Source organism: Cumulibacter manganitolerans (assembly GCF_009602465.1).
Classification (GTDB): Bacteria; Actinomycetota; Actinomycetes; order Mycobacteriales; family Antricoccaceae; genus Cumulibacter; species Cumulibacter manganitolerans.
Genome location: NZ_WBKP01000013.1, coordinates 43,890 through 67,669, shown reverse-complemented (window position 1 = coordinate 67,669; position 23,780 = coordinate 43,890). Strand labels below are relative to the sequence as shown.

Annotated in this window: 21 protein-coding genes; 9 read left to right on the top strand and 12 right to left on the bottom strand. The window is 72.5% G+C overall.

All coding sequences use genetic code 11. The features are described from left to right. Nucleotide 1 precedes the first annotated feature (1 nt). From F8A92_RS07220 to F8A92_RS07205, 4 genes are read right to left on the bottom strand one after another with little or no spacing between them, the layout of a single operon-like run. Nucleotides 2-1,072, bottom strand: coding sequence for a glycosyltransferase family 9 protein (locus F8A92_RS07220; protein WP_153504486.1), 1,071 nt, complete (start codon nucleotides 1,070-1,072; stop codon nucleotides 2-4). Then, nucleotides 1,069-2,646 (bottom strand): HAD-IIIA family hydrolase, encoded by a 1,578-nt coding sequence (locus tag F8A92_RS07215; RefSeq protein WP_153504485.1) that lies wholly within the window; start codon nucleotides 2,644-2,646, stop codon nucleotides 1,069-1,071. The genes F8A92_RS07220 and F8A92_RS07215 overlap by 4 nt, the downstream gene beginning before the upstream one ends. Next, complete coding sequence (locus F8A92_RS07210; RefSeq protein ID WP_153504484.1) at nucleotides 2,643-4,283, bottom strand: carbamoyltransferase family protein; 1,641 nt, start codon at nucleotides 4,281-4,283, stop codon at nucleotides 2,643-2,645. Before F8A92_RS07210 ends, F8A92_RS07215 begins: the two co-directional genes overlap by 4 nt. Continuing rightward, nucleotides 4,280-5,695, bottom strand: a complete 1,416-nt coding sequence (locus F8A92_RS07205; protein ID WP_228389275.1) for an aldehyde dehydrogenase family protein — start codon at nucleotides 5,693-5,695, stop codon at nucleotides 4,280-4,282. The genes F8A92_RS07210 and F8A92_RS07205 overlap by 4 nt, the downstream gene beginning before the upstream one ends. 101 nt (nucleotides 5,696-5,796) lie before the next feature. Between F8A92_RS07205 and F8A92_RS07200 the strand changes: the two genes are divergently transcribed. Further along, a complete protein-coding gene (locus F8A92_RS07200) occupies nucleotides 5,797-6,504 on the top strand; it encodes an SDR family oxidoreductase (RefSeq protein WP_153504501.1) in 708 nt (235 codons plus the stop codon). Here F8A92_RS07200 and F8A92_RS07195 read toward each other — a convergent pair. The 3 genes from F8A92_RS07195 to F8A92_RS07185 form a co-directional block, all read right to left on the bottom strand. Next, entirely contained in the window at nucleotides 6,470-7,402 is a 933-nt protein-coding gene (locus F8A92_RS07195; protein ID WP_153504483.1) for a glycosyltransferase family 2 protein, read from the bottom strand. The two genes, F8A92_RS07200 and F8A92_RS07195, sit on opposite strands and share 35 nt — an antisense overlap. Further along, the gene (locus F8A92_RS07190; RefSeq protein WP_153504482.1) at nucleotides 7,395-8,717 is read right to left on the bottom strand and encodes a UDP-glucose dehydrogenase family protein; all 1,323 of its coding nucleotides are present in this window, start codon (nucleotides 8,715-8,717) and stop codon (nucleotides 7,395-7,397) included. Before F8A92_RS07190 ends, F8A92_RS07195 begins: the two co-directional genes overlap by 8 nt. Before the next feature lie 121 nt (nucleotides 8,718-8,838). Next, a complete protein-coding gene (locus tag F8A92_RS07185) occupies nucleotides 8,839-9,678 on the bottom strand; it encodes a hypothetical protein (RefSeq protein WP_153504481.1) in 840 nt (279 codons plus the stop codon). A 205-nt stretch (nucleotides 9,679-9,883) separates the two neighbouring features. On the opposite strand from F8A92_RS07185, the gene dnaK reads away from it, so the two are divergent. From dnaK to F8A92_RS07165, 4 genes are all read left to right on the top strand, one after another. Beyond that, the gene (gene dnaK, locus F8A92_RS07180) at nucleotides 9,884-11,740 is read left to right on the top strand and encodes a molecular chaperone DnaK (RefSeq protein ID WP_153504480.1); all 1,857 of its coding nucleotides are present in this window, start codon (nucleotides 9,884-9,886) and stop codon (nucleotides 11,738-11,740) included. A 100-nt stretch (nucleotides 11,741-11,840) separates the two neighbouring features. Further along, nucleotides 11,841-12,485, top strand: a complete 645-nt coding sequence (grpE, locus tag F8A92_RS07175; RefSeq protein WP_153504479.1) for a nucleotide exchange factor GrpE — start codon at nucleotides 11,841-11,843, stop codon at nucleotides 12,483-12,485. A 182-nt stretch (nucleotides 12,486-12,667) separates the two neighbouring features. Continuing rightward, a complete protein-coding gene (locus F8A92_RS07170) occupies nucleotides 12,668-13,675 on the top strand; it encodes a DnaJ C-terminal domain-containing protein (RefSeq protein WP_153504478.1) in 1,008 nt (335 codons plus the stop codon). 36 nt (nucleotides 13,676-13,711) lie between these two features. Next, a complete protein-coding gene (locus tag F8A92_RS07165; RefSeq protein WP_153504477.1) occupies nucleotides 13,712-14,158 on the top strand; it encodes a heat shock protein transcriptional repressor HspR in 447 nt (148 codons plus the stop codon). Between the two features lie 10 nt (nucleotides 14,159-14,168). Here F8A92_RS07165 and F8A92_RS07160 read toward each other — a convergent pair whose 3' ends face one another. Continuing rightward, entirely contained in the window at nucleotides 14,169-15,383 is a 1,215-nt protein-coding gene (locus tag F8A92_RS07160; RefSeq protein ID WP_153504476.1) for a hypothetical protein, read from the bottom strand. 118 nt (nucleotides 15,384-15,501) lie between these two features. Between F8A92_RS07160 and F8A92_RS07155 the strand changes: the two genes are divergently transcribed. Then, the gene (locus tag F8A92_RS07155) at nucleotides 15,502-15,771 is read left to right on the top strand and encodes a DUF2277 domain-containing protein (protein WP_153504475.1); all 270 of its coding nucleotides are present in this window, start codon (nucleotides 15,502-15,504) and stop codon (nucleotides 15,769-15,771) included. An 18-nt stretch (nucleotides 15,772-15,789) separates the two neighbouring features. On the opposite strand, the gene F8A92_RS07150 is transcribed toward F8A92_RS07155, so the two are convergent. The 3 genes from F8A92_RS07150 to F8A92_RS07140 are packed head-to-tail and all read right to left on the bottom strand — an operon-like array spanning nucleotide 15,790 to nucleotide 17,296. Further along, nucleotides 15,790-16,266 carry a CinA family protein gene (locus F8A92_RS07150; RefSeq protein WP_228389274.1) on the bottom strand — a complete coding sequence of 159 codons (477 nt, stop codon included), beginning with the start codon at nucleotides 16,264-16,266 and terminating at the stop codon, nucleotides 15,790-15,792. A gap of 37 nt (nucleotides 16,267-16,303) precedes the next feature. Continuing rightward, a complete protein-coding gene (locus tag F8A92_RS07145; RefSeq protein ID WP_228389273.1) occupies nucleotides 16,304-16,750 on the bottom strand; it encodes a hypothetical protein in 447 nt (148 codons plus the stop codon). 57 nt (nucleotides 16,751-16,807) lie between these two features. Further along, nucleotides 16,808-17,296, bottom strand: coding sequence for a DUF456 domain-containing protein (locus F8A92_RS07140; protein WP_153504473.1), 489 nt, complete (start codon nucleotides 17,294-17,296; stop codon nucleotides 16,808-16,810). Between the two features lie 91 nt (nucleotides 17,297-17,387). On the opposite strand from F8A92_RS07140, the gene F8A92_RS07135 reads away from it, so the two are divergent. Next, nucleotides 17,388-18,383 carry an NADPH:quinone oxidoreductase family protein gene (locus tag F8A92_RS07135; protein ID WP_153504472.1) on the top strand — a complete coding sequence of 332 codons (996 nt, stop codon included), beginning with the start codon at nucleotides 17,388-17,390 and terminating at the stop codon, nucleotides 18,381-18,383. A 66-nt stretch (nucleotides 18,384-18,449) separates the two neighbouring features. Here the strand turns inward: F8A92_RS07135 and F8A92_RS07130 are convergent, their stop codons facing one another. Then, nucleotides 18,450-21,038: a DEAD/DEAH box helicase gene (locus tag F8A92_RS07130; protein ID WP_153504471.1), complete on the bottom strand. Its 2,589-nt coding sequence runs from the start codon at nucleotides 21,036-21,038 to the stop codon at nucleotides 18,450-18,452. Between the two features lie 132 nt (nucleotides 21,039-21,170). Between F8A92_RS07130 and F8A92_RS07125 the strand changes: the two genes are divergently transcribed. Beyond that, entirely contained in the window at nucleotides 21,171-22,703 is a 1,533-nt protein-coding gene (locus F8A92_RS07125) for an AMP-binding protein (protein WP_153504470.1), read from the top strand. 161 nt (nucleotides 22,704-22,864) lie between these two features. Continuing rightward, nucleotides 22,865-23,629 carry a PIG-L deacetylase family protein gene (locus tag F8A92_RS07120; RefSeq protein WP_153504469.1) on the top strand — a complete coding sequence of 255 codons (765 nt, stop codon included), beginning with the start codon at nucleotides 22,865-22,867 and terminating at the stop codon, nucleotides 23,627-23,629. Nucleotides 23,630-23,780 lie beyond the last annotated feature (151 nt).

Below are 23,780 nucleotides of genomic sequence, written 5' to 3'. Positions count from 1 at the left end.
GTCACACCTCCTGTCGTGAGGACGTCAGCAGCCGCCGCACGGCGGCGAGTACCTCGACGGCGGATACGCTCGAGAGGCAGGGATGGCCCGGGACCGGGCAGTCGCGGGCCCGGGTGTCCCGGCACCGCGCATGCTGGTCGCCGAGCACCTCGCACGGGACACCGTACGGCCGCCACCGCTCCACCGGCACCACCGGGGAGAACAGCGACACCACCGGGGTGCCGACGGCAGCGGCCAGATGCGCCGGACCGGTGTTGCCCACGATCACGCAGCCCGCGTCGGCGAGGGTGGCCGCCAGCTCGGCGAGCGAGGTCTGTCCGGCCAGATCGATGACGCACCCCCGGCTGCGTTCGCTGCTCAGCGCGACGATCTCGGCGGCCAGCGCGCGTTCACCGGGGCCGCCGGTCACGAGCACGGGATGCCCGGCGTCCGCGAGGACGGCGGCGATCGCTGCGGCATGCTGGGCCCGCAGCGACCGCGACGTCACCGATGCGCCGGGATGCAGCACCACGGCGCGCGGCTCGGCACTCCTCGACAGCACGCTCCGCACCGCCTCCGGGGGCGGCGGGAGCGGCCGCCGGACCTGCAGCCTCCGGTCCTCCGGTCGCGGCGCCGGAGCACCCGCGAGCATCGCCAGCTCGAGCGCCGCGTCCACCTCGTGGCCTCCGGCCGGCGGGTCGGGCCGCTTGTGCCGGACGTCGAGGAGCGATCCCGGATAGTCGGTCGAGGTGCCCACGATGTGCGGGATGCCCGCCATGCGGCACAGCAGCGCCATCGGCAGCGGGCTCTGGTGGAACGAGGTGAAGAGGACGGCGCGGTCGTAGCACCGACGCGCGAGGTCGTCGACGAGGGTGTCGACGGCGACGCGATCCACCGGGGGCGGCCGGAAGCCGGACCACGGCGCGGCGAAGACGCGCACGTCCTCGACGCCCGGCAGCAGGCGCCCGGCCGCGGCGCCCTCGGGACTGGCCAGCAGGTCGACCGGTCCCAGCCGGGCCAGCGCCCGGATCGCCGGACCGGTGAGCAGCACGTCGCCGTCGGAGTCCAGGCGGACCGCCAGCGTCCCGCTCATCGCTGACCCAGCGCGAGGTCCACCGCGGCGGACAGGCTGCCGCACACCTCGGGGGCAGCGGCCACCTCCTCCGGCCGGGTGATCGCCGTGGGCACGAGGATGGCGCGCGCGCCGGCGCGCTGCGCCGCGTCGACGTCGGCGCCGATGTCGCCGATGACGACGCATTCCGCCGGCTCGACTCCCAGTGCGGCGGCTGCCGCGCGCACCATGCCCGGTTGCGGCTTGCGGCACGCGCAGCCGTCCTCCGGCCCGTGCGGGCACACCTGCCACGAGTCGAAGGGCCCCAGCAGCTCGTCGACCCGGGCGTTCACCGCGGCGACCTGCTCGGCCGTGATCAAGCCGCGCGCGATGCCCGACTGGTTGGAGACGACCGCGGTCCGCAGGCCGGCCTCGCGGACGGCCCGCACCGCCCGGCGCGCGTCATCCATCGGCGTGACCAGCGAGGGATCGCCGTTATAGGGCACATCCAGCACGAGGGTGCCGTCGCGATCGAAAAGGACGGCCTTCACGGTCGGTGGCCACGGTCGTGCGTCCCGCCACCGCATGATTCCGGCTAGTCGGTGGGCCGTGGCCGCGACCGGTATCGCGACGCTGGTGACCGTCATGCGGCCCAGCTCCGCGGCGAAGACGTCGTCGCGTGGCGATGGACCTGGTCGAGTCCGCCGGAAGAGGAACGACAGCGTGGACGCCGCCCATGCGGCGCCCCCGATGGTGGAGACCATCCGGATCGCCTTGGCCGCGCGGGACGAGCGCACGAGCGACGAGGCGACGGCAGCGCCGGTGGAGGCGCAGAGCATCGTGACGGTCGCGATGTGGCGGCGGAACGCACCCCGCGGAACCTCCGCGGCGTCGCGCCAGCCAGGTCCGTGCAGTCGCGCCATCAGCGCGTCGTCGGCGTTGCCGGCCTGCACCTTGAGGCTCTGCAGGGCCGGCGCGGGGCGGACCGGGTGGACGACGGTCCGCCGGCCGCGTTCCAGGCTGAAACCCCTGCGCCGAACGCGCAGCGCGAGATCGGCGTCCTCGCGGTACGCCCGAGGAAACCGCTCGTCGAAACCGCCGGTCGCCTCGAGGGCGGCCACCCGATACGCCATGTCGGCGGTCGCCCACGCCGCGCCCTCGAGCGCGGCGGTGTTGCGCTCCCAGTCGGTCGGCCGGCGGCCCGGCGGCAGGGGGACGGTGATGCGGCCCTGGGTCGCGCCGGCGCGGGGACCGCACGCGGCGAGATCCGCCGCCAAAGCGGTCATCCAGCCCGATGGAAGCTCCACGTCGTCGTCCAGGAACGCGATCCACTCGGCTCCGGAGCGTCGCGCGACGCGCCAGCCGCGGTTGCGCGCAGCGGCCGGACCGCGCCCGAAGCCCCGCACGACGCGCACCGGCCAGCCCAGGTCCGAGAAGGGCGCCGTGAGCGCCGGCGGCTCGCCCGACCGGTCGTCGACGAGCACCATGACCCGCGGTCGGTGCGTGGGGTCGGGGAGCGCCTGATCGCGCAGCGTCGCGATCAGGCGCTCCAGGCTCCCGCGGCCGATCGTCGGCACCACGATCGCGTAGCCGGTGCGTTCCGAGGTGTCGCTCATCGGCCAGCCGCGCCGAACAACGCCTCACGTCGGACCAGGTGCGGTCCGAGCACCAGCGCGCTGACCGGCGCGGAGCCGAACACCTCGAGCGCGTCTCGCGGATCGTCGACCATCGGGCGTCCCGCGGTGTTCAGCGAGGTGTTCACGATCACCGGCACACCCGTCCGCTCGGCGAACGCCCGGAGCAGCGCGGCGATGCCCGGGTTGTCCGCGTCGGAGACGGTCTGGATCCGGGCGGTCCCGTCGACGTGCGTGACCGCCGGGATGCGGTCCCGCCACTCGGGGGCGACATCGTGCACGAACAGCATGAACGGGCTCGGCAGCGGTCCGTTGGTGAAGATCTCCGCCGCCCGTTCCTCGAGCACCATGGGTGCCACGGGCCGGAACTGCTCGCGGCCCTTGACGTCGTTGAGCCGCTCCAGGTTCGCCGCCCGCATCGGATTGGCCAGCAGCGAACGTCGACCGAGAGCCCGCGGCCCGAACTCGCTGCGGCCGTCGAACCAGGCGATGACGCCGTCGTCGGCCAGGATGTCGGCGACCTCACCGGCGAGGTCGCCGGGGGAGCAGAACGGCACCTGCGCCTCCCGGAGCCAGTGCGCGAGCTGCTCGTCCGTCCAGCTGCGCCCGAGGGCCGCGGTGCTCGCCGGCGTGCCGAGCTCGCCGTTGTCGGCGGCCAGCTGGAGCGCGGCGCCGAGGGCGGTGCCCGAGTCGCCGGCGGCCGGCTGCACCCAGACGTGATCGAAGGGCGCCTCGCGCCAGATGCGCGAGTTGGCCACGCAGTTGAGCGCGGTGCCCCCGGCCATCGTGAGCACGCGGTCGCCGGTGCGCTCGTGCAGCCAGGTCGCCAGCTGGACGAGCGTCTCCTCGACCACCAGCTGGACCGATGACGCGAGGTCGGCGTGCGCGCCTCCCCAGGTCCCGTCGTCGACGCGCCGGGGGGCGAACCGCTCCCAGTCCGGCGCGATGGCGACGAACCCGCCGTCTCCGGTGGCGTGCACGGTGTCCCGCAGCTGCTGCGCGAACCGCGGCTCTCCGTACGACGCCAGGGCCATCACCTTGAACTCGTCGCTGGACCGCAGGAAGCCGAGGTGGTCGGTGAGCGACTCGTAGACCAGGCCGAGCGAGTGCGGCAGCCGCTGCCGATGCAGGATCTCCAGAGCGCCGTCGCGGTACGTCCCGGCGAGGTGCGAGTGGGCCTCCCCGCGGCCGTCGACGACGAGTACGCTGCTGGTCCGCTCGGGCGCCGCCAGACCGGCGGACCCCGCGTGCGCGATGTGGTGCTGGACGAACCGGACCTTCTGCGGATCGAGGCCGGGAAGGGCGTCGGCGATGAATCGCGGGGCGCGGCGTGCGTAGTCCAGGCGCATTGGGTCGTACGGGTCGTCGGGGATGTCGGCGGCGATCGCCGGATCGAAGGAGTACCCGACCAGGTCGATGTCCTCGGGGCTCAATCCCGCCGCCCGCAGGCACCACCGCATCGACAGCTCGGGCAGCTCCCACGCCGAGAACGGCACCGGTCGCTTGGCGTGCTTTCGCCTCGAGAAGCGCTCCTCCTCGGCGGCCGCGACGACCTCGCCGTCGACGACGATCGCCGCCGCCGAGTCGTGGAAGATGGCGTTGATGCCGAGGATGTTCACTGCGCGCCTCCGTCGTCTCCCGCGTACCGCGGGCGTTCGATGTGGACCACCTTCACCCGGGTCATCTCGTCGAGGAGCTCCGGGCCGTAGCCGAAGCCCGCGCCGCTCACCCCGCGCGGCTCCGCGGATCCGCCGGGCGCGCCGCCGAAGACGCCGTTCACCTTGACCGTACCCACCGGCAGGCGCGCTATGGCGTCCTGCGCGTGATCGATGCGGCCCGTGAGCACGGCAGCGGACAGCCCGTAGGGCCCTTCCGCGGCCAGCCGCAGCGCCTCGTGGAACGAGTCGACCACCTGCACCGGGGCGATCGGTCCGAAGGTCTCCTCGGTCATGACCCGCATCGCGGGGGTGCAGCCGGAGAGCACGGTCGCCGGGTAGTGCGCTCCCGGCCCGGCCGGCACCGATCCGCCGGCGAGCACGCGCGCACCGGCGGACACCGCCTCCGAGACCTGGTCATGGACCGATGTGCGCATCCGCTCATCGACCAGCGGCTGTCCGGCCGCCCATCGGTGGTCGTTCGCCAGACCCACCAGCGCATCGAGGAACGCATCGGCGATCTCGCGATGCACGTAGATCCGCTCGACGGAGACGCAGATCTGGCCCGCGTTGGCGAACGACCCGAGCGCGGCCTGCTCGGCCGCCCAGACCGGATCGATGCCTTGGTCCACGATCAGCGGGTCGTTGCCACCGTTCTCCCGGATGACATGCGCGCCGCGCTCGGCAGCGATGGCGGCGATCCGCGCGCCGGCATCGCTGGAGCCGACGTGCGCGATCATGTCGATTCGCTCGTCGCGGACCAGTGCCTCACCGGTGGACGCGTCGCCGGTGACGGTCAGCAGGACGTCGTCGGGAAGCGCGCTCGCCAGAACGTCACCCAGCAGCCGGCCGGTGTGCGGGCAGCGTTCGCTCGGCTTGTGCACGACCGTGTTGCCGGTGACCAGCGCCGCGGCGATGAGGCCGACGGCCACCGCCACGGGGTCGTTCCAGGGGGTGATCGCCGCGATCACCCCGCGCGGCTCGCGCACGCTGTAGTCGGTCGCCGTCGCGGGGCCGCGAAGGCTGTGGCCCCGATGCAGCGGCCCGAGCTCGGCGTACTGGCGCAGTGTGCCGACCGCCGCGGCGATCCCGCCCTTGGCGTCGTCGAGCAGCTTGCCGGTCTCCCGCTCGTTCCAGGCGGCCAGCTCGTCCGTGTGGGCCTCGAGACGATCAGCCATGTCGCGCAGGGCGGCACCGCGATCGGCGGGCGTCTGCGCGGCCCATCGGGCCTGCTGCTCGCGCGCCCGGGCGATCGCGCGGTCAATGTCGGCGGCGTCGCTCACCTGGAGATCGCCGACCGGCGTGCCGTCGCGGGGGTCGGTGATGGAGAGGCGGCGCACCTCGTCGATGTCGTGCGAAGTCGCGGACGTATGCACTGGGGCTCCTTTCAGGACTAGAGTGCCGAACCGAACGGCCTTTGCGGGAGTGCCTGGTTTCTCGCTATGGCTGCAATCCTCGACCTCGGGAGAGAATCACTATGGAATCGCACGCCCCCGCAAAGCGCCAGATCGGACGCGTCGTCGTGACGGGAGGTGCCAGCGGCCTCGGAGCCGCGGTCGCCTCCGCGGTCGTCGATGCGGGCGGCGAGGCGGTGGTGCTCGACGTGCGGCCGCATGAGTCCGACGGTATCGAAAGCCACCGGGTCGATGTGTCGGATGACGCCGCTGTCTCCGAGGTGATCGGCCGAATCGGCGCACAGGGCGGCATCGACGCAGTCGTGACGGCCGCAGGCATCGACCGGTGCGGGCGCCTGGAGGACGTATCGGTGGAGGAATGGACGCGTGTCATCGGCGTGAACCTCCTCGGCACGGTATCGGCGGTGCGGGCTGCATTGCCGTTCTTGCGGGAATCCCGCGGCAGGATCGTCACCGTGGCCTCCACCCTCGCGCTCAAGGGAGTGTCCGACGCGACCGCGTACTGCGCCTCGAAGTTCGGTGTGCTGGGCTTCACCCAGGCGCTGGCGGCCGAGCTCGCGGGCGAGGTCGGCGTCACCCAGCTGATCCCGGGTGGCATGAACACGCGGTTCTTCGACGACCGGACCGAGCAGTACCGTCCCGCCGACGACTCCCGGCTGAACGACCCCGCGAACGTCGCGCGAGCAGTGTGCTTCGCGCTGGAGCAGCCGGAGGGAAGCGAGGTGCGCGAGCTCTTCATCGCGCACCCGCTCGAGGGCTCCTGGCCGTAGACGCCGGCGTCGCCGGTCCGGTGAGCACGTCGCGCGGGTGATCGCGCGGCGTGCTCGCGTCTCGGAGCGCCGCCAGCGCGCGATGGCCGACCGGACGCCGGTTGCGCACGGCAGCCGGCAGTCGCGGGATCGCCGTGCCGATCGCCCGCAGCCCCGGCCGACCGGCGCGCAGGCAGCCGACCACCTCGCCGGCCACCGTCAGCCAGCTGCGGCGCATGACCGCGGTCAGCAGCCGGCCGCGGAGGATGTCCCGGACGCGGGTGTGCGAGGCGTCGCGCTTGGGTGAGGGGTGGTGGTGCACGGTGAGGTGGGGCAGGTAGCTCATCGCCCATCCTGCATCGCACAGATCCAGGGCAAGCCGCTCCTCCTCCCCCGGGAAGCGAACGACTCGATCGAATCCCCCGCAGGCAAGGAAGGCCGACACGCGGACCGCAGCACCGCAGGCCACGAAGCCGATCAGCGCCCGCCCCGGATGGTCCCCGTCGGGCAGGCCGGAGGCGGCCATCTCCGCGCACACCGGATCCAGCCGCTCGCTGGGGCCGACCAGGATGCGCGCCTGTGCCACGGCCAGGTCGGCGTGCCGATCGAGAACGTCGGCGGCCGCGCTCAGCGACCCGGGCGCCCACCACGAGTCGTCGTCGGCGAACGCGACATACGGGGTGGCTGCCCGGAGCACGCCGAGGTTGCGGGCGACCGCACCGAGGTTGCGATCGAGCGCCACGACGTCGACGTGGGGAAACTCGGCCCGCACGGCCTCGGGCGAGCCGTCCGTGGAGGCGTTGTCGACGACGATCACGGCGGCTTCGTGCCGGGCGAGGGACTGCAGCAGCTCGGCACGCCGGTTCCGGGTCGCCACCACGACCGTCATGCGCGGCTCGATGGCGCGCGCGTCAGACATAGCTGGTCTCCCCGACCTCGCGCGGCGAGCCCGTGGAGTGCATCCGCCACCCGGCTGAGCGCCAGCGCTCCGTCGGCAGGGCCTTGCGCCCGTCGTACATTCGCTGGCTGGCGACCAAACCGGCCGCATAGTGCGGATCCAGCTCGGCGTACTGCGGCCACTCGGTGAGCAGCAGGACCGCGGAGCTGCCGCTGAGGGCGGTCCCCAGGTCGGGTTCGTAGACGGGGCCCGGGCAGTACTGCGCCGCGTTGGCGAGGGCGATCGGGTCGGTGACGACCACCTCGTAGCCACGCCGGTCCAGCTCGGCGGCCACCGCGAGCGCGGGCGAGCTGCGCACGTCGTCGCTGTCCGGTTTGAAGGCGGCGCCCAGCACGGCGATGCGAGCGCCGGGCTCGACCTCCCGGACGACCAGGTCGACGAGGCGTGCCCGGCTGCTGTCGTTGACCGCCTCGGCCGCGCGGAGCAGACCGGAGAGGCCGGTGGCGGCGAGCTCGTCGGCGCGATGAGCCAGCGCGCGGAGGTCCTTCGGCAGGCAGCCGCCGCCGAATCCGATGCCGGAGCCGAGGAAGGCAGGGCCGATGCGCGGGTCGCGGCCGATGACCTCGGCGACGTCCGCAACCTCCGCACCGCCGTTCTCGCACAGCTCGGCGACGGCGTTGATGTAGGACAGCTTGAGGGCGAGGAAGCAGTTGGCGGCGAGCTTGGCAACCTCGGCACTGGGCAGGTCGGTCACCACTACGGGGCAGCCCTCGGCCTCGATGCCGGCGTACACCTCGTGCAGCACGGCCAGCGCCGCGGGGTCGCCGTCCACCACGCCGTACACCAGCCGATCGGGATGCAGGCTGTCCTCCACGGCGTGCCCCTCGCGCAGGAACTCCGGGTTCCACGCCAGCAGCGCGCCGGGGCACCGCTCGGTGAGCCGCTCGTGCAGACCGCCGGCGGTACCTAGCGGCACCGTCGACTTGCCGACGACGAGGGAGCCCGGACGAAGCGACGGGAGCACCGCCTCGAAGGCGGCCAGCAGGTAGTCGAGGTTGGTGGCTCCCGCGTCGCCCTGCTCCGGGGTGCCGGCGCACAGGAAGAAGACGTCGCATCCGTCGAGATCGCGCGGTGCCGTGGTGAACGACAACGACTCGGTGGGCAGCTCGGCCAGCAGCTTCTGCAGCCCCGGCTCGTACATCGGGGCCTGGCGGCGCCGCAGTGCCTCGATCCGGGCCTCGTCGACGTCGTAGCCGACGACCTGATGCCCGAGGACGGCCAGTGCGGCCGAATGCGTGGCTCCGAGGTAGCCACAACCCACCACAGCGATCCGCATGAGCTCACCTTTCGGTGCGAATGAGGGCGCCGTGGTTTGACGGTTCCGAACGTACCATCGTCCGGGCGACCCGCTCGTGGGGCGAGCGTGGGCCCACGGGCCCGGGCCACAGCGGCGGCCGTCATCGCCTGGTCAGCGTGAGGGTGTCCACCTCGGTGAGCGGTTGGCCGCAGGTCGCGGTGAGCGTCCGCGTGGCGGTGCCGCCGGACTGCGGGATCTCGACGGTGACGGTGGCCTCCGTCGGCTGGCCGGCGGGGGAGCACTGGATCGACTCGCTCCCGGTGCCCTTCCACGTGCCGCCGTCGAGAGTGAGGGTGAGCTGTGCGCCTCCCGGGCTGATCGCCAGCTCGCAGGGCTCGCCCGCCACGCAGCCACCGGAGAGCGTCCACGTCTGTGGGGTCTTGAAGGCGGGATCGCCGGCCTTCTTCGCCGAGCTTCCGAGCTGGCCGGTCTGCGGCCCGGTGTAGCCGGCGATCGTCCCGTTGACGTCGTAGCTGCCCGCGAGGGACGCGCCTGCGCCGGGAGCGGACGGTGTGCCGGTCGCCGACCCGGAGGCGTCTCCGGACGGCTCGGAGCCCGGGGCGGACGACCTGCCCTGGGCCGACGCGCGCGACCCGTCCGCGGGAGCGGAGGAGCCGTCGTCCTTCTTGATCAGCAGGAAGTAGGCGGCCGCCGCGACGAGGGCCAGCGCGAGGACGGCGGCGGCCGCGAGCACCCACCGGCTGCTGCCCGGACGTCGGGACCCCGTGCCGTACGCCCCCGTGCTCGGCGTCCCACCGAACGGGTCGGGGGCGTTGCGGTACGTGGCCGGCTCGGCCGGCAGGCCCGACGTGATCACGTACTCCTCGTCGGGCGCCCCGTACGGCGGCGGTGCGGTGGGCTGCGGTGCCCGCGCCGTGGGCGGCTCCGCGGGAAGCGCGAACGGATCGTGCGCGTCGTACGGGGTGCGCGGGTCGGTCATCTGCGTCGCCTTCCAGCGGGTCAGGACGGTGGTGCCGCTCTGACGGGTGCGGCCCGGATTTCGGTTCCGGATCCGGGAATGACTCAGCGAAGGTGCGCGTTGGAGAAGATGTAAAGTTGAGCAAGATCGACTCAAGTCTTCACCTACGCCCCGCCGGATCCCCGCGAGGCAGGCACAACCGATACCCAAGAAGGAGAAACACCCCATGGCACGTGCTGTTGGTATCGACCTCGGAACGACCAACTCCGTCGTCTCCGTCCTCGAAGGTGGCGAGCCGAAGGTCATCGCCAATGCCGAGGGCTCTCGCACCACCCCCTCGATCGTCGCGTTCGCCAAGAACGGCGAGGTCCTCGTCGGCCAGGCCGCCAAGAACCAGGCCGTGACGAACGTCGACCGCACCATCCGCTCGGTCAAGCGCCACATGGGCACCGACTGGACGGTGCAGATCGACGACAAGAAGTACACGCCGCAGGAGATCTCCGCCCGCGTGCTGCAGAAGCTCAAGCGCGACGCCGAGACCTACCTCGGCGACACCGTGACCGACGCGGTCATCACCGTGCCCGCGTACTTCTCCGACGCCCAGCGCCAGGCCACCAAGGAGGCCGGCGACATCGCCGGCCTGAACGTGCTGCGCATCGTCAACGAGCCGACCGCGGCCGCGCTCGCGTACGGCCTGGACAAGGGCGAGAAGGAGCAGACCATCCTGGTCTTCGACCTCGGTGGCGGCACCTTCGACGTCTCCCTGCTGGAGATCGGCGACGGCGTGGTCGAGGTCAAGTCGACCTCCGGAGACACCCAGCTCGGCGGTGACGACTGGGATCAGCGGATCGTCGACCACCTGGTGAAGACGTTCAAGAACGAGCACGGCGTCGACCTGTCGAAGGACAAGCTCGCCATGCAGCGCCTGCGTGAGGCGGCCGAGAAGGCGAAGATCGAGCTCTCCGGCTCGCAGTCGACGACCATCAACCAGCCGTACATCACCGCGGGTCCCGACGGGCCGATGCACCTCGACGTGACGATCACCCGCGCCGAGTTCCAGCGGATGACCCAGGACCTGATCGAGCGCACCAAGGCGCCGTTCAACCAGGCGGTCAAGGACGCCGGCATCTCGGTCAGCGACATCGACCACGTCGTCCTGGTCGGCGGCTCGACCCGCATGCCCGCCGTGACCGACCTCGTCAAGGAGCTCACCGGCGGCCGCGAGCCCAACAAGGGCGTCAACCCGGACGAGGTCGTCGCCGTCGGCGCCGCCCTGCAGGCCGGTGTCATGAAGGGCGAGGTCAAGGACGTCCTGCTGCTCGACGTGACGCCGCTGTCGCTGGGCATCGAGACCAAGGGTGGCGTGATGACCAAGCTCATCGAGCGCAACACCACGATCCCGACCAAGCGCTCGGAGATCTTCACGACGGCCGACGACAACCAGCCGTCGGTGCAGATCCAGGTCTTCCAGGGCGAGCGTGAGATGACGCAGTTCAACAAGCGGCTGGGGATGTTCGAGCTGACCGGTCTGCCGCCGGCGCCGCGTGGTGTCCCGCAGATCGAGGTGACCTTCGACATCGACGCCAACGGCATCGTGCACGTCACCGCGAAGGACCTCGCCACCAACAAGGAGCAGTCCATGCAGATCACCGGTGGCTCGGCGCTCAGCAAGGACGAGATCGACCGGATGATGAAGGACGCCGAGGCGCACGCCGAGGAGGACAAGAAGCGCCGCGAGGAGGCGGAGGTCCGCAACAACGGCGACGCGCTGCTGTTCCAGACCGAGAAGTTCCTGGCCGAGAACGGTGACAAGGTCCCCGCGGACAAGAAGGAAGAGCTGAACGACGCGATCGGCGAGCTGCGCGGTGCCCTGGGCGGCTCGGACGTCGAGGCGATCAAGACCGCGCACGAGAAGGTCCAGAACCTCACGCAGCAGGTGGGCGCCGCGATCTACGAGCAGGCCCAGTCCGGGGCGGCCGGCGGTGCCGGCGAGCCCGGGGCGACTCCCGGCTCCGGTCAGCAGGCCGGCGACGACGACGTCGTCGACGCCGAGATCGTGGACGACGAGGACGAGAAGAAGTAGCGGCCGGCGCGACGCCGGCGTACCCGGGGCGGACCGAACGGTTCGCCCCGGGCCGCCGGGTCCCGACCGACCCGATCCCCGACTGCATTGAGGATTGTCAATGAGTGAGCAGAATCGTGACGAGCAGGAGCCGATCGTGATCCGCGACAACCGCCGCGTGAACGACGAGAGCGGCGCCCCCCGTACGCCGTCCCAGCAGGGCGGCGGAGCGCGGGAGGGCACCGACGCGCCGTCCGCCGACGCCGCCGCGGACGCGAGCCCCGAGAAGGGCCGGGACAGCGGGCCGGCCGACGTCCCCACGGAGCAGCAGCTGACCGAGATCGACCGGCTGACCAAGGAGCTCGCCGAGCGCACCAGCGACCTGCAGCGAGTCAGCGCGGAGTACGCCAACTACCGCAGGCGCGCCGATCGCGAGCGCGAGACGATGGTGCCGGTGGCGCAGGCGGCGCTGATCTCGAAGCTGGTGCCGGTGCTCGACGACATCGACCGGGCCGACCAGCACGGTGACCTGACCGGTGGGTTCAAGACCGTCGCCGACGCCCTGCGCAAGGTGCTCGGCGAGGCCGGCCTCGAGGCGTTCGGCGCCGAGGGCGAGCCGTTCGACCCGCAGATCCACCAGGCCGTCGCGCAGCACTCGTCGGCCGAGGTCGACGCCGAGCAGATCGGCGCGGTGATGCGCAAGGGCTACCGGCAGGGCGACCGCGTGCTGCGCGAGGCGATGGTTGCGGTCGTCGTACCTGAGTGAACGAGAAGCAGAAGGAGCGTCCGGGTGAACGGCATGCGTGAGCACGAACGTGCGTGGCTCGATGTGCGCGCCGCGCCCGGCGCCCCTGCCCACTCGATCGCGCCGCCGGCCGGTCTCGGCCGGCGGCCACGTAGGCGTCGCTCATCCTCGCCTCGCGTCACGTTGGAACGACAGGAGGATCGATGAGCCAGAAGGACTACTTCGAGAAGGACTACTACGGCGCGCTCGGCGTCGCCAAGGACGCCAGTGCCGCGGAGATCAAGAAGACCTACCGCCGCCTCGCCAGCGAGCTGCACCCCGACAAGAACCCTGGGGACGCTGCCGCGGAGAAACGGTTCAAGGAGGTCTCCGAGGCGTACGGCGTGCTCGGTGACGCGACGAAGCGCGCCGAGTACGACGAGGCGCAGCGGCTGGCCGCCAGCGGCTTCTCCGGCGCCGGCGGGTTCCCCGGCGGCTTCGGCGGGGGCCACCCCGGTGGGTACTCGCAGACCTTCAACGCTGAGGACCTGTCGGACCTGTTCGGCCGCGCGGGCGCGCGGCGGGGCGGCTACGACAGCGGCCCGGACCTGTCGGACCTCCTAGGCGGCATGTTCGGCGGCGCCGGCGGCCGCGGTGGGTTCAGCGACGGCTACGGCCAGCCCCGCCCGCAGAAGGGCGCCGACACCGAGGCAAGCGTCGACCTGAGCTTCGACGACGCGATCAACGGCGTCAGCCTGCCGCTGCGGATGACCGGTCCATCCGGGACTCGCACCGTCACCGTCAACGTCCCGGCCGGGATCAACGACGGCCAGAAGTTCCGCGTGAAGGGCAAGGGCCAGCCCGGGGTCGGCGGCGGTCCGCCCGGCGACCTGCTGGTCAAGGCCCGCGTGGCCAAGCACCCGCTGTTCGGGCTGGCCGGCCGGGACCTGACGCTCACCGTGCCGATCACGTACGCCGAGGCGGTCCTCGGCGCCAAGGTCAAGGTGCCGACGCTCGGCGCGCCGGTCACCCTCCGGGTCCCCGCCGGAACCCAGAACGGCGCCAAGCTGCGCGCCAAGGGCCGGGGCATCCAGACCAAGAAGGGCGCCGGTGATCTCATCGTCACCCTCGAGGTCGTCGTCCCGCAGAACCTCTCCGCCGAGGCCGAGGAGGCGCTCGAGAAATACGCCGCGCTGCAGAGCGGGGATCCGCGCGCGCACCTCGGCGTGTAGCGGACGGACCGATGGCAGTGATCGGAAGGAGTGGACATGGCTGGGCGGGATAACCGCGGCGGATTCGCCGGCGTCCCGGTCGACCATCTGGCGGAGGATGCGCCGGTATTCGTCATCTCGGTGGCCGCCGAGCTCGCCGGGATGCATCCGCAGACCTTGCGCCAGTACGACAGGGTCGGGCTCGTGCGTCCCGGCCGCACCTCCGGCGGCGGCCGCCGCTATTCGCCGCGGGACGTCGCGGTGCTGCGGATGGTGCAGCGCCTGAGCCAGGACGAGGGGATCAACCTCGCCGGGATCAAGCGCATCATCGACCTGGAGAACCAGGTCAGCGCGCTGCAGGAGCGGGTCGAGGAGCTGCTGGTGGAGGTCGCCGAGACCAACGTCCGCGCACAGGCGGCGGAGGCGGCGGTGCACGCCTCCTACCGCCGCGACCTCGTGCCGTTCAAGTCGATGTCGATCGTGCCGCACGGCTTCTTCCGATAGGCGCCGTCCGTCACCGGCGGTGGCGGGCGGCCTCGTCGCGCATCAGCCGCGCCCGCGGCTCGTCGCCGGCGACGCTCCATGAGTCGGCCGCCGCCTCGTAACCGGCGGCGGCGTCCTTGTGGTGTGCGGCCGCCATGCGCGTCGCGACCGACTCGGCGTACGCCGCGGCGCGCCGGTGGTCGCCGCCGCGCAGCGCGACGGCGTAGCGCAGCTGGTCGATCTCGATGCGCGCGTCGTCGACGGTGTCGTCCAGGGCTGCCCGATACCGGTCGAGCACCTGCTGCGCGTCGTGCACCCTGCCGACGTCGAGCAGCACCCTGGCCAGCGCGCCGGCCTCGGCCGCGAGCGACTGCTGCCAGGCACTGTCGCCTTGCAGCCGGATCGCTCGTTGCAGGTCGGTGATGCCGGAGTCCACCCGGCCGGCGGCGACGCGCAGCCGGCCGCGCACCTCGAGGATCGAGGCCAGGAGGACGTCGCTGAGTGGCTCCGCCAGGTCGGCGGCCTCCTCCGCCAGCTCCAGCGCTTCGGTGAGCCGATCGCCGTCGGCGCCGCGGACGGCCGTGAGCACCCGCAGCATCGTCGCGAGCTGCAGCTCATCGCGCACCGAGCGAGCCAGCGCCGCGGCCTGCTCTGCGAGCCGGACCCCGCGCCGCTCGTTCCCGGCCTGCAGCTCGGCGATCGCCCGCGCCCCGAGCGCCCGGGCACGTTCACCGTCGTCGGAGGCCAGCGACAGCGCCTCGGCGAAGTACCGGCGCGCCTGATCGAACCGTTCGATGCGCAGGACGGCGAACCCCGTCGTCAGCAGTCCGTCGACCAGGCGCCGGCGGCCGGGCTCCGCGGCCCGCAACGCGGTGAGAAAGTGCTCGGTCTTCTCCGCCATCGGCAGCACCGCGAAAGCATCGTGTTCCTCCGCGATCTGCGCGGTGAGCCGGGCCATCCGCAGGCCGATCTCGCGGGCGTGCTCGCCGGCGTCCCGCCAGGCGTCGGCCGCGGCGGCCGCCAGCCGCGCCGCGGCCGAGAATCGCATCTCGATCATCGCCACGACGGCGCGCGCCTCCACCAGCGATGCGGCCAGCGGTGGCTCGAGGAGCCGCGCGTCGTGCGGGCCGATCTCCTGGGCCGCGCGCGCCGCCCGCAGCTGATCACCGGTGTTGCCGCGGTCGGCCGCGAGCCGGTAGGCGGACACCACCGCGTGCACGTCGGCGGTGGAGGTTGGCTCACCCATGACCCCATCGTCCCCCATCGCGCCGACAGCCCAGCGCTTCCGCCCCGAGACGTCCCATCGCCGAGGCGGGCCGGTCGCGGCATGGCCCTCCCGCGCGACCCGTCGTACGGTTGCTGGCATGTGCCGAAACATCAAGGTCCTGCACAACTTCGCCCCGCCGGCCACGCACGACGAGGTCGCTGCCGCGGCGCTGCAGTACGTGCGCAAGATCAGCGGCGCGACGGCGCCGTCCGCCGCGAACCAGGCGGTGTTCGACCAGGCCGTCGCCGAGGTGGCAGCCGCCACCCAGCGGCTTCTCGACGGGCTGACGACGTCCGCCGCGCCGAAGAACCGCGACGTGGAGGCGGCGAAGGCGCGCGCCCGCAGCGAGGCGCGGTTCGCCCGCTGACCCGGCGTCCGCCGTGCGTCAGCCGGTGGCGACCGCCTCGAGGAGCAGCCGAAGGACCTCGGTGACGGTGTCGGCGCGCACCTGCGCCCGGTCGCCGTCGAGCTGCAGCCGGCGATGCCATGTGCGGTCGGCGGACACGACGGCGATGTGCACGCGGCCCACGGGCTTCTGCGGCGTCCCGCCGTCGGGACCGGCCACCCCCGTCGTCGACAAGCCGTACGTCGTCCCGAGCCGGGCGCGGGCGCCCTGCGCCATCGCGACAGCGACCTCCTCGCTCACCGCTCCGACGCGGTCGAGCACGTCGGCGGCCACCCCGACCTCCTCGGTCTTGGCGCGATTCGCGTAGGTGACGAACCCGCCGATCAGGTACGCCGACGAGCCGGGCCGGTCGGCGATCCGGCCGGCGACGAGTCCCGCGGTGCAGGATTCCGCGGTCGCGACGGTGGCGTCGTGGGCGAGCAGGGCGGCGGCGAGGTCCTCGTCGAGACTGGTCACGTGGCCGATCCTAGGCGCCGGGGCGGGCGGCGGCCGATCACGCCCCGGCCGGCCCGCGCAGGTGCGGCCAGTCGTGCCGCGCGGCCCGGACGATCACCGCGAGGGCCGGCACGGCGTACAGCCAGAAGCCGAAGCCGAACAGCATCAGCAGGAGGTGGAAGCCGATGGCCGCGAGCCAGCCCAGCTCGGCCGCCCGCCCGCCGCCGAGCAGCCCGGCGCCGATGGCCATCTCGCCGCCGGCCAGCAGCAGCGCCCAGGTGCGGGGCCGGGCCATGAAGACGGTCGCCCACTTCTCGCGGACGAAGCCGAGGTACGAGCCGGACGCGAACGTCCGGTAGATGCTCGGGTCGGCCGCGGCCAGACCGACGTGGATCCCGCCCGTCACCATGAAGAACCCGCCGAGCGACGTCGTCCGCCAGGACCGGTGGCCGGTGCCCTCGGGCGAGAGGCGCCGCTTCGGCAGCAGCGTGCGTATGCCTGTCATGGCTGGAAACGATGCGCCGGATCGGCGGTGGGCGCCAGGGTCGAAGGTCCGCCGCGCTCAGCGGGTGAGCACGACGCCGACGGCCCACGTCCCGACCATCAGCACGGCGGTGGTGAACTCGATCAGCATCGACAGCGCGAAGCCCCCGAGCGCGGCCTTCGTCGCGGCCCATGCCGGCGCGTGCGATCTCAGCCGTGCCCGTTCGGCGGCGTAGATCCCGACGACGAAGCCGATCGGGCCGCCGACGACCGGGATGACAAAGAGGCCCACGACGCCGAGCACCAACGCCGACAGCATCGAGACGCCGCTCGCACCGGCGCGTGAGGTGCGCCTGGCCGGCACGGCGTACTTCAGCCACGTGCCCACGACGCCGATCACCGTGAGCACGGCGAAGACCGTCCAGTGCACGGCGCTCGCGCCGTCCCCGATCGCCCACCACAGCGCGGCCCCGGCGATCAGCAGCACGCCGGGCAGCACCGGCACCACGACCCCGCACAGGCCGATCAGCATGAGCAGCCCGACCACCACGATGCCGAATGTCGTCATGGTGATCATGATGCCGGGTCCGGCCCGGGCCCCGGCGCCGCGAGCCGACGCTGCGTGCGTCCTCGGTGGGTCCGCCCGCTACGGTGGCCCGATGCGGACATGGCACGTCACAGAGCTCGGCGATCCTCCCTCGGTCATCCGTCAGGTGGAGATACCCGAGCCGGTGCCGGCCGAGGACGAGGCGCTGCTGGAGGTCGAGGCGACCGGCTTCGGGTTCCCCGACTACCTGATGGCGCAGGGGTTGTACCACGACAAGCCCGAGCTGCCGTTCGCGATCGGCGGCGAGACGTCGGCGCGGGTGCTACGGGCGCCGTCCGGCAGCGGCCTGCGCGAGGGGCAGCGGGTGCTGGCGCTCGCGGGTCGCAAGGGCGGGACGATGCTCACCGCCCGCGTCGCGGCCACGCTCGACCGGCTGCTGCCGGTCCCCGGCGACATGCCCGCCGAGCACGTCGCCGTGCTGTTCGCCGCCTACCAGACGTCGTACGTCGGCCTGGTGCGTCGCGGTCGGCTGCGGGCCGGCGAGACGGTCGTCGTGCACGGCGCGACCGGCGGGGTCGGGATGGCCGCGGTCCAGATCGCGAAGGCCCTCGGTGCCCGGGTGATCGCGGTCGTCGGCGGCCCGCAGAAGGCGGCGGTCGCCCATGAGCTCGGCGCGGACGTCGTCATCGACCACCACGCGGAGGACTTCGTCGCGGTGATCAAGGAGCTGACTGGTGGCCGGGGAGTCGACGTCGTCTACGACCCGGTCGGCGGGGACGTGTTCGACCGGTCGCGCCGCATCATGGCCGTCGAGGGCCGGCTGCTGATCATCGGCTTCGCCGGCGGCACCATCCCGTCGGCCCCGGCGAACCACGTGCTGCTGAAGAACTACGACGTCGTCGGCGTGCGGATGCGCCCGTTCCGGGAGGACGCCGCCTACCGGCGCCACGTGCACGACACCCTGGTCGGCATGTACCAGGACGGCGCGATCCGTCCCCTGGTCACGACGTACGCCTTCGACGACCTGCCCGAGGCGCTGCGGCTGATCGGCGAGCGCAAGGTTCTCGGCCGCGTCGTCGTCCGGGCGCCCGAAGAACCGACCGCCTAGGCATTCTGCGGGGGAGTAGGCCACGCTATCGCGCGATCAGCGTGCGCTACTGCACCGCCGAACCGGTCAGAGGCGGCGCATCGCCGTCGCGAGCAGCACCAGCTCGCCGGCCTCGTCGGTGGCGTCGAGATCGACCGTCGCCTCGACGACCCAGTCGCGGTCGGCCGCCGGGTCCTGCAGGGTCTGGGTGACCAGCCAGAGCCGCGCGGTGGCCTCCGGGTCGCCGCCGGGCGGCGGCCCGGAGGCGCTCTCGATCGAGAGGTTGCTCAGCCCGAGGGCGTCGCCGGAGGTCAGCACCTCGTCGTGATCGGCGAAGTAGCGATCGAGGGCGTCGTCCCACGCGTCGTGGCCCAGGATCGGCTCGCGTGCCGGATCGCACTTGGCGCCGGCCGCGGCGTCCAGCGCAACGAGCGCGTCGACCCGCTCCAGCGCGATGTGCTGCACCCGCGCGAGCATCGCGCGGCGCACCATCACCTTCAGCGCGCGCTCCTGGGTCGACAGCGGCGGCGGGCCCGCGGACTCCTGCGCCTCGATGCGTCGCCGGACGGCGTCCGGGTCGGTCAGCGCCGTCCACTCGTCGAGCAGGCTGGAGTCGATCTGCCGGATCACCTCGCCGAGCCAGTGCTCGATGTCGTCCAGCTCGCCGGTGCGGGCGTCGGCCGGCACGGTCTGCCGCAGCGTGCGGTACGCGTCGGTCAGGTAGCGCAGCAGCAGCCCTTCGGACCGGGCGAGCTGGTAGCGGCTGATGAAGTCGTTGAAGCCCATCGCCTGCTCGTACATCTCGCGCACGATCGACTTCGGGTCGACGGCGTCCTCACGCAGCCACGGGTGGCCCTGCCGGTAGATCTCGTACGCCGCACCCAGCTGCTCGGCGAGCGGCTTGGGCCAGGTGATGTCGTCCAGCAGCCGCACCCGTTCGTCGTAGTCGACGCCGTCCGCCTTCAGCTCGGCGACCGCCTCGCGACGCGCGGCGTTCTGCTGCGCGAACAGGATCGCGCGCGGCGCCTCGAGCACGGACTCGATCACCGAGACGACGTCGAGCGCGTGGGTGGGGGAGTCCGGCGGCAGGATCTCCAGCGCCGCCAGGGCGAAGTGCGACAGCGGCTGGTTCAAGGCGAAGTCGTGCGGCAGGTCCTCGGGCAGCACATAGCGCCGGCCGTGCGCGTCGGGCTCGTCGAGGCGGCGTACGACGCCGCTGCGCACCAGGCTGCGGGTGAGCCGCAACGCGCGGCGCGCGAGCCGCAGCTGGGTGGCGCGCGGCTCATGGTTGTCGGTGAGCAGCCGGCGCATGACGGGGAACGCGTCCTCGTCCCGGGAGATGACGTTGACCAGCATCGAGTTGTCGACCTTCATCCGCGACCGCAGCTGCTCGGGCTCGCCACCGACCAGCTTCTCGAAGGTGGCCTCGCTCCAGACGACCGTGCCCGGCGCCGGCTTCTTCAGCTGCGCCTTGCTCTTCTTCTTCGGGTTGGCCGCGTTCTTGGCGTCCGCCTTGGCCTTGGCGCGCTCGTTCTCGATGACGTGCTCGGGGGCCTGGACGACGACGTACCCGATGGTGTCGTAGCCGGCCCGGCCCGCGCGGCCGGCGATCTGCTGGAACTCGCGCGCCCGCAGGACCCGGTCCCGGGTGCCGTCGAACTTGGCGAGCCCGGTGAACAGCACCGTGCGGATCGGCACGTTGATGCCGACGCCGAGAGTGTCCGTGCCGCAGATGACCTTCAGCAGGCCGGCCTGCGCGAGCTGCTCGACGAGGCGGCGGTACTTCGGCAGCATGCCGGCGTGGTGGACGCCGATCCCGCTGCGCAGGAGGCGGGAGAGCACCTTGCCGAATCCGGCGGCGAACCGGAAGTCGCCGATCCGCTCCGCGATCGCGTCCTTCTCGGCGCGGGTCGCGATCGGGAGGGTGAGCAGTGAGCGCGCGTGCTCGATCGCCGCGGCCTGGGTGGTGTGCACGATGTACACCGGCGTCTGGTGGGTGCTCACCAGCTCCTCGACCGTCTCGGCGAGCGGCGTCATCGCCCAGGTGAACGTGAGCGGGACAGGCCGCTCGGCGTCGTCCACGAGCGCGCTCTCGCGCCCGGTGCGCCGGGTGAGGTCGGCGCGGATCTCGTGGGTGTCCCCGAGCGTCGCCGACATCAGCAGGAACTGCGCGCCGGTGAGCTCCAGCAGCGGCACCTGCCACGCCCACCCCCGCTCGTGGTCGCCGTAGTAGTGGAACTCGTCGGCCACCACCAGCCCGACGTCCGCGGCGCGGCCCTCGCGCAACGCGATGTTGGCGAGGACCTCGGCGGTGCAGCAGATGATCGGGGCGTCGGCGTTCACCGACGAGTCGCCGGTCAGCAGCCCGACGTTCTGCGGGCCGAACAGCGCGCACAGGTCGAAGAACTTCTCGTTGACCAGGGCCTTGATCGGCGCGGTGTAGAAGCTCACCCGGTCCGCGGCCAGCGCGTTGAGGATCGCGGCGGCCGCCACGAGCGACTTTCCCGAGCCGGTAGGTGTGGCGAGGACGACGTTCGCGCCGCCGAGCAGCTCGAGGATCGCCTCGTCCTGATGGGGATACGGCTCGATGCCGTTCTCGCTCGCCCAGGCGACGAATGCGGCGTACACCTCGTCGGGCGACGTGCCGGTTCCCAGGTGCTGGTCGAGCCTGCTCATCTGATCCATCCAACCACGCAGGCTCGGCCGTCGCCGCGCAGGTCTCGCGCGGCGGGGAGGGTCCGATGGCTGCCGATACCGGCGGGTATGACGCAGAATTGGCTGACTACCCGACGATGCGAGGAGACAACGATGCCCGGCGCCGACCAGCAGCTGCAGGAGTGGATCGACACCTACGGTGCTCCGGACGCGGACGTCGCGTACCTGCTGTGCGACCGGCACCCCTCCGGCGGCCCCGCGTTCACCGTGGTCGAGCCCGACCTCTCCTCGTACACCCTGACCTACGGCGAGCTCGCGGACCGGTCGCGCCGGCTGGCGACGGTGCTGGCCGGCGAGGGCATCGGCGAGGGGAGCCGCGTCCCGGTGCTGCTCGGCAAGCGACCCGAGCTGGTCGTGGCGCTGCTGGCGCTGTGGCGGCTGGGCGCGGTGCACGTCCCGCTGTTCACGGCGTTCGCGACGGGGGCGATCGCGCTGCGGGTCGAGGGCTCCCACGCCGAGCACGTGATCACCGACGCCGGGCAGCGGGAGAAGGTCGACCCGCTCGACGTCCGGGTGCTCGACATCGACGACCTGATGGCCCGGGCGGCGGACGCCGAGCCGCTGGCCGACAACGTCGCGGTCGGCGGCGACGGCGTGTTCATCCAGATCTACACCAGCGGCACCACGGGCAAGCCGAAGGGCGTCCCGGTGCCGGTCCGGGCGCTGGCCTCCTTCCACTCCTACCTGCACTATGCGCTCGACGTCAGCGAGGACGACGTGTTCTGGAACGCGGCCGACCCCGGCTGGGCGTACGGCCTCTTCTACGCCCTCGTGACGCCCCTGCTGGCCGGGCGTCCGGGCCTGCTCGTCCGCGCGGCGTTCGAGCCGGCGCAGTGCCTGCAGATCATGCGCCGCTTCGGCGTGACGAACTTCTGCGGCGCGCCGACGATGTACCGGGCGATGCGCGCCACCGCCGCCGATGCGACCCACCCGCTGCGGCGGGCGTCGTCCGCCGGGGAGCCGCTGACGCCGGACGTCGTGACGTGGAGCCGGAAGAGCTTCGGCATCGAGGTGCGCGACCACTACGGGCAGACCGAGCTCGGCATGGTGATCTGCAATCTCTGGCACCCGGACGTCGCCCGGCCGCTCAAGGAGGGATCGATGGGCGTGCCGCTGCCCGGGATCACGGCGGGTCTCGTCGACGGCCAGATCGCCATCGAGGTCGCGGGCAGCCCCGCGTTGTGGTTCACCGGCTACGTCGACGATCCGGCGAAGTCCGCCGAGCGGTTCACCGAGGACCGGGCCTGGTACCTCACCGCCGACACCGGGCGCGTGGACGACGACGGGTACTACTTCTTCAACGCGCGCGACGACGACGTGATCCTCGCGGCCGGCTACCGGATCGGCCCGTTCGACGTCGAGAGCGTCCTGGTGACCCACCCGGCCGTGTCGGAGGTCGCCGTCGTCGGCCGTCCCGATCCGGACGGCGTACGCGGCGAGATGGTGGAGGCGTTCGTCGTCCTGATGCCGGGTGCGGAGCCGGGGCCGGCGCTCGCCGCGGAGCTGCAGAAGCTGGTCCGCGACCAGTACTCCAAGCACGCGTACCCGCGGAAGGTGAACTTCGTGGACGAGCTGCCCAAGACGCCCAGCGGGAAGGTGCAGCGCTACCTGCTGCGCAAGCAGTAGCCGCAGCCGCCGCCGACGGGGGAGGCGAGCACTGCGGAGCGGCACCACCGCCGCGGACCGAGAGCGGGCTTTGTCGCCGAAAGCGGGGAAACTTGCCCTCTTTCGCCGACGAAACCCGCTTCGTTGGTGAGTCCGGCGCCGCGGTCGGGGACGATGAGCGGATGACGACTTCCCCGGCGCCGGACCAGACTCCCATCCTGCAGCGGCTCGACGACGCGGCGTGGCAGCGCGTGCTGTGCGTCGTCGCGCACCCCGACGATCTCGAGTACGGCACCTCGGCCGCGGTCGCGGGCTGGACCCGCCGCGGCATCGAGGTCTCGTACCTGCTGCTCACCAGCGGCGAAGCGGGTATGCAGCGACCGCCGCAGGAGGTCGGTCCGCTGCGGGCCGCCGAGCAGCGGACCGCGTGCGAGACCGTCGGCGTCCGCGATCTGACGATTCTCGACCACCCCGACGGGCACCTGGTCTACTCGCTGGAGCTGCGCCGCGACATCGCGCGCGTCGTCCGCCAGCGCCGTCCGGACGCCGTCGTCACCGCGGTCTGGGACGTCGAGGCGTTCGGCGGGCTGAACCAGGCCGACCATCGCGCCGCCGGGCTCGCGACCCTGGACGCCGTACGCGACGCCGACAACACGTGGGTCTTTCCCGAGCTGGCCCGCGACGAGGGGCTGGACAAGTGGCACACCAAGGCGCTCCTCGTGAGCGGACACGACCGGCAGACGCACGCCGTCGAGGTGTCCCAGGCCGACGTCGACGCCGCCGTCGCCTCGCTGGAGGCGCATACCGCGTACCTCGCCGACCTGCCCGGTCACCCCGCGCCGCGCGACTTCATCCCGACGATCCTGCGCGGCGACGGTGCGGCGCTGGGCACCGAGTACGCGGTCGGCTTCCGCGTCTACGACCTCGGCGGCCTGTCCGGAGACTGACGCGGGGCCCCGGCGCGGGCCTGCCGCGCTGGCCTGCCGCCGCTGACCCGCCGCGCCGTCCCCCGCGCTGACCTGGCCCTCGCGGACGAACCGGGTTTCGTCGTCCAAGGCGGGGAAACTTGCCCGCTTTCCCCGACGAAACCCGCTTCGG

What these genes read in the sequence shown, in the direction of transcription:
- F8A92_RS07145 (WP_228389273.1), bottom strand. Translation starts at nt 16,750, where the DNA reads ATGACAGGCATACGCACGCTGCTGCCGAAGCGGCGCCTCTCGCCCGAG.
- F8A92_RS07215 (WP_153504485.1), bottom strand. Translation starts at nt 2,646, where the DNA reads ATGAGCGACACCTCGGAACGCACCGGCTACGCGATCGTGGTGCCGACG.
- F8A92_RS07165 (WP_153504477.1), top strand. Translation starts at nt 13,712, where the DNA reads ATGGCTGGGCGGGATAACCGCGGCGGATTCGCCGGCGTCCCGGTCGAC.
- F8A92_RS07120 (WP_153504469.1), top strand. Translation starts at nt 22,865, where the DNA reads ATGACGACTTCCCCGGCGCCGGACCAGACTCCCATCCTGCAGCGGCTC.
- F8A92_RS07140 (WP_153504473.1), bottom strand. Translation starts at nt 17,296, where the DNA reads ATGACGACATTCGGCATCGTGGTGGTCGGGCTGCTCATGCTGATCGGC.
- F8A92_RS07200 (WP_153504501.1), top strand. Translation starts at nt 5,797, where the DNA reads ATGGAATCGCACGCCCCCGCAAAGCGCCAGATCGGACGCGTCGTCGTG.
- grpE (WP_153504479.1), top strand. Translation starts at nt 11,841, where the DNA reads ATGAGTGAGCAGAATCGTGACGAGCAGGAGCCGATCGTGATCCGCGAC.
- F8A92_RS07170 (WP_153504478.1), top strand. Translation starts at nt 12,668, where the DNA reads ATGAGCCAGAAGGACTACTTCGAGAAGGACTACTACGGCGCGCTCGGC.
- F8A92_RS07185 (WP_153504481.1), bottom strand. Translation starts at nt 9,678, where the DNA reads ATGACCGACCCGCGCACCCCGTACGACGCGCACGATCCGTTCGCGCTT.
- F8A92_RS07195 (WP_153504483.1), bottom strand. Translation starts at nt 7,402, where the DNA reads ATGTCTGACGCGCGCGCCATCGAGCCGCGCATGACGGTCGTGGTGGCG.
- F8A92_RS07130 (WP_153504471.1), bottom strand. Translation starts at nt 21,038, where the DNA reads ATGAGCAGGCTCGACCAGCACCTGGGAACCGGCACGTCGCCCGACGAG.
- F8A92_RS07220 (WP_153504486.1), bottom strand. Translation starts at nt 1,072, where the DNA reads ATGAGCGGGACGCTGGCGGTCCGCCTGGACTCCGACGGCGACGTGCTG.
- F8A92_RS07155 (WP_153504475.1), top strand. Translation starts at nt 15,502, where the DNA reads ATGTGCCGAAACATCAAGGTCCTGCACAACTTCGCCCCGCCGGCCACG.
- dnaK (WP_153504480.1), top strand. Translation starts at nt 9,884, where the DNA reads ATGGCACGTGCTGTTGGTATCGACCTCGGAACGACCAACTCCGTCGTC.
- F8A92_RS07160 (WP_153504476.1), bottom strand. Translation starts at nt 15,383, where the DNA reads ATGGGTGAGCCAACCTCCACCGCCGACGTGCACGCGGTGGTGTCCGCC.
- F8A92_RS07125 (WP_153504470.1), top strand. Translation starts at nt 21,171, where the DNA reads ATGCCCGGCGCCGACCAGCAGCTGCAGGAGTGGATCGACACCTACGGT.
- F8A92_RS07190 (WP_153504482.1), bottom strand. Translation starts at nt 8,717, where the DNA reads ATGCGGATCGCTGTGGTGGGTTGTGGCTACCTCGGAGCCACGCATTCG.
- F8A92_RS07135 (WP_153504472.1), top strand. Translation starts at nt 17,388, where the DNA reads ATGCGGACATGGCACGTCACAGAGCTCGGCGATCCTCCCTCGGTCATC.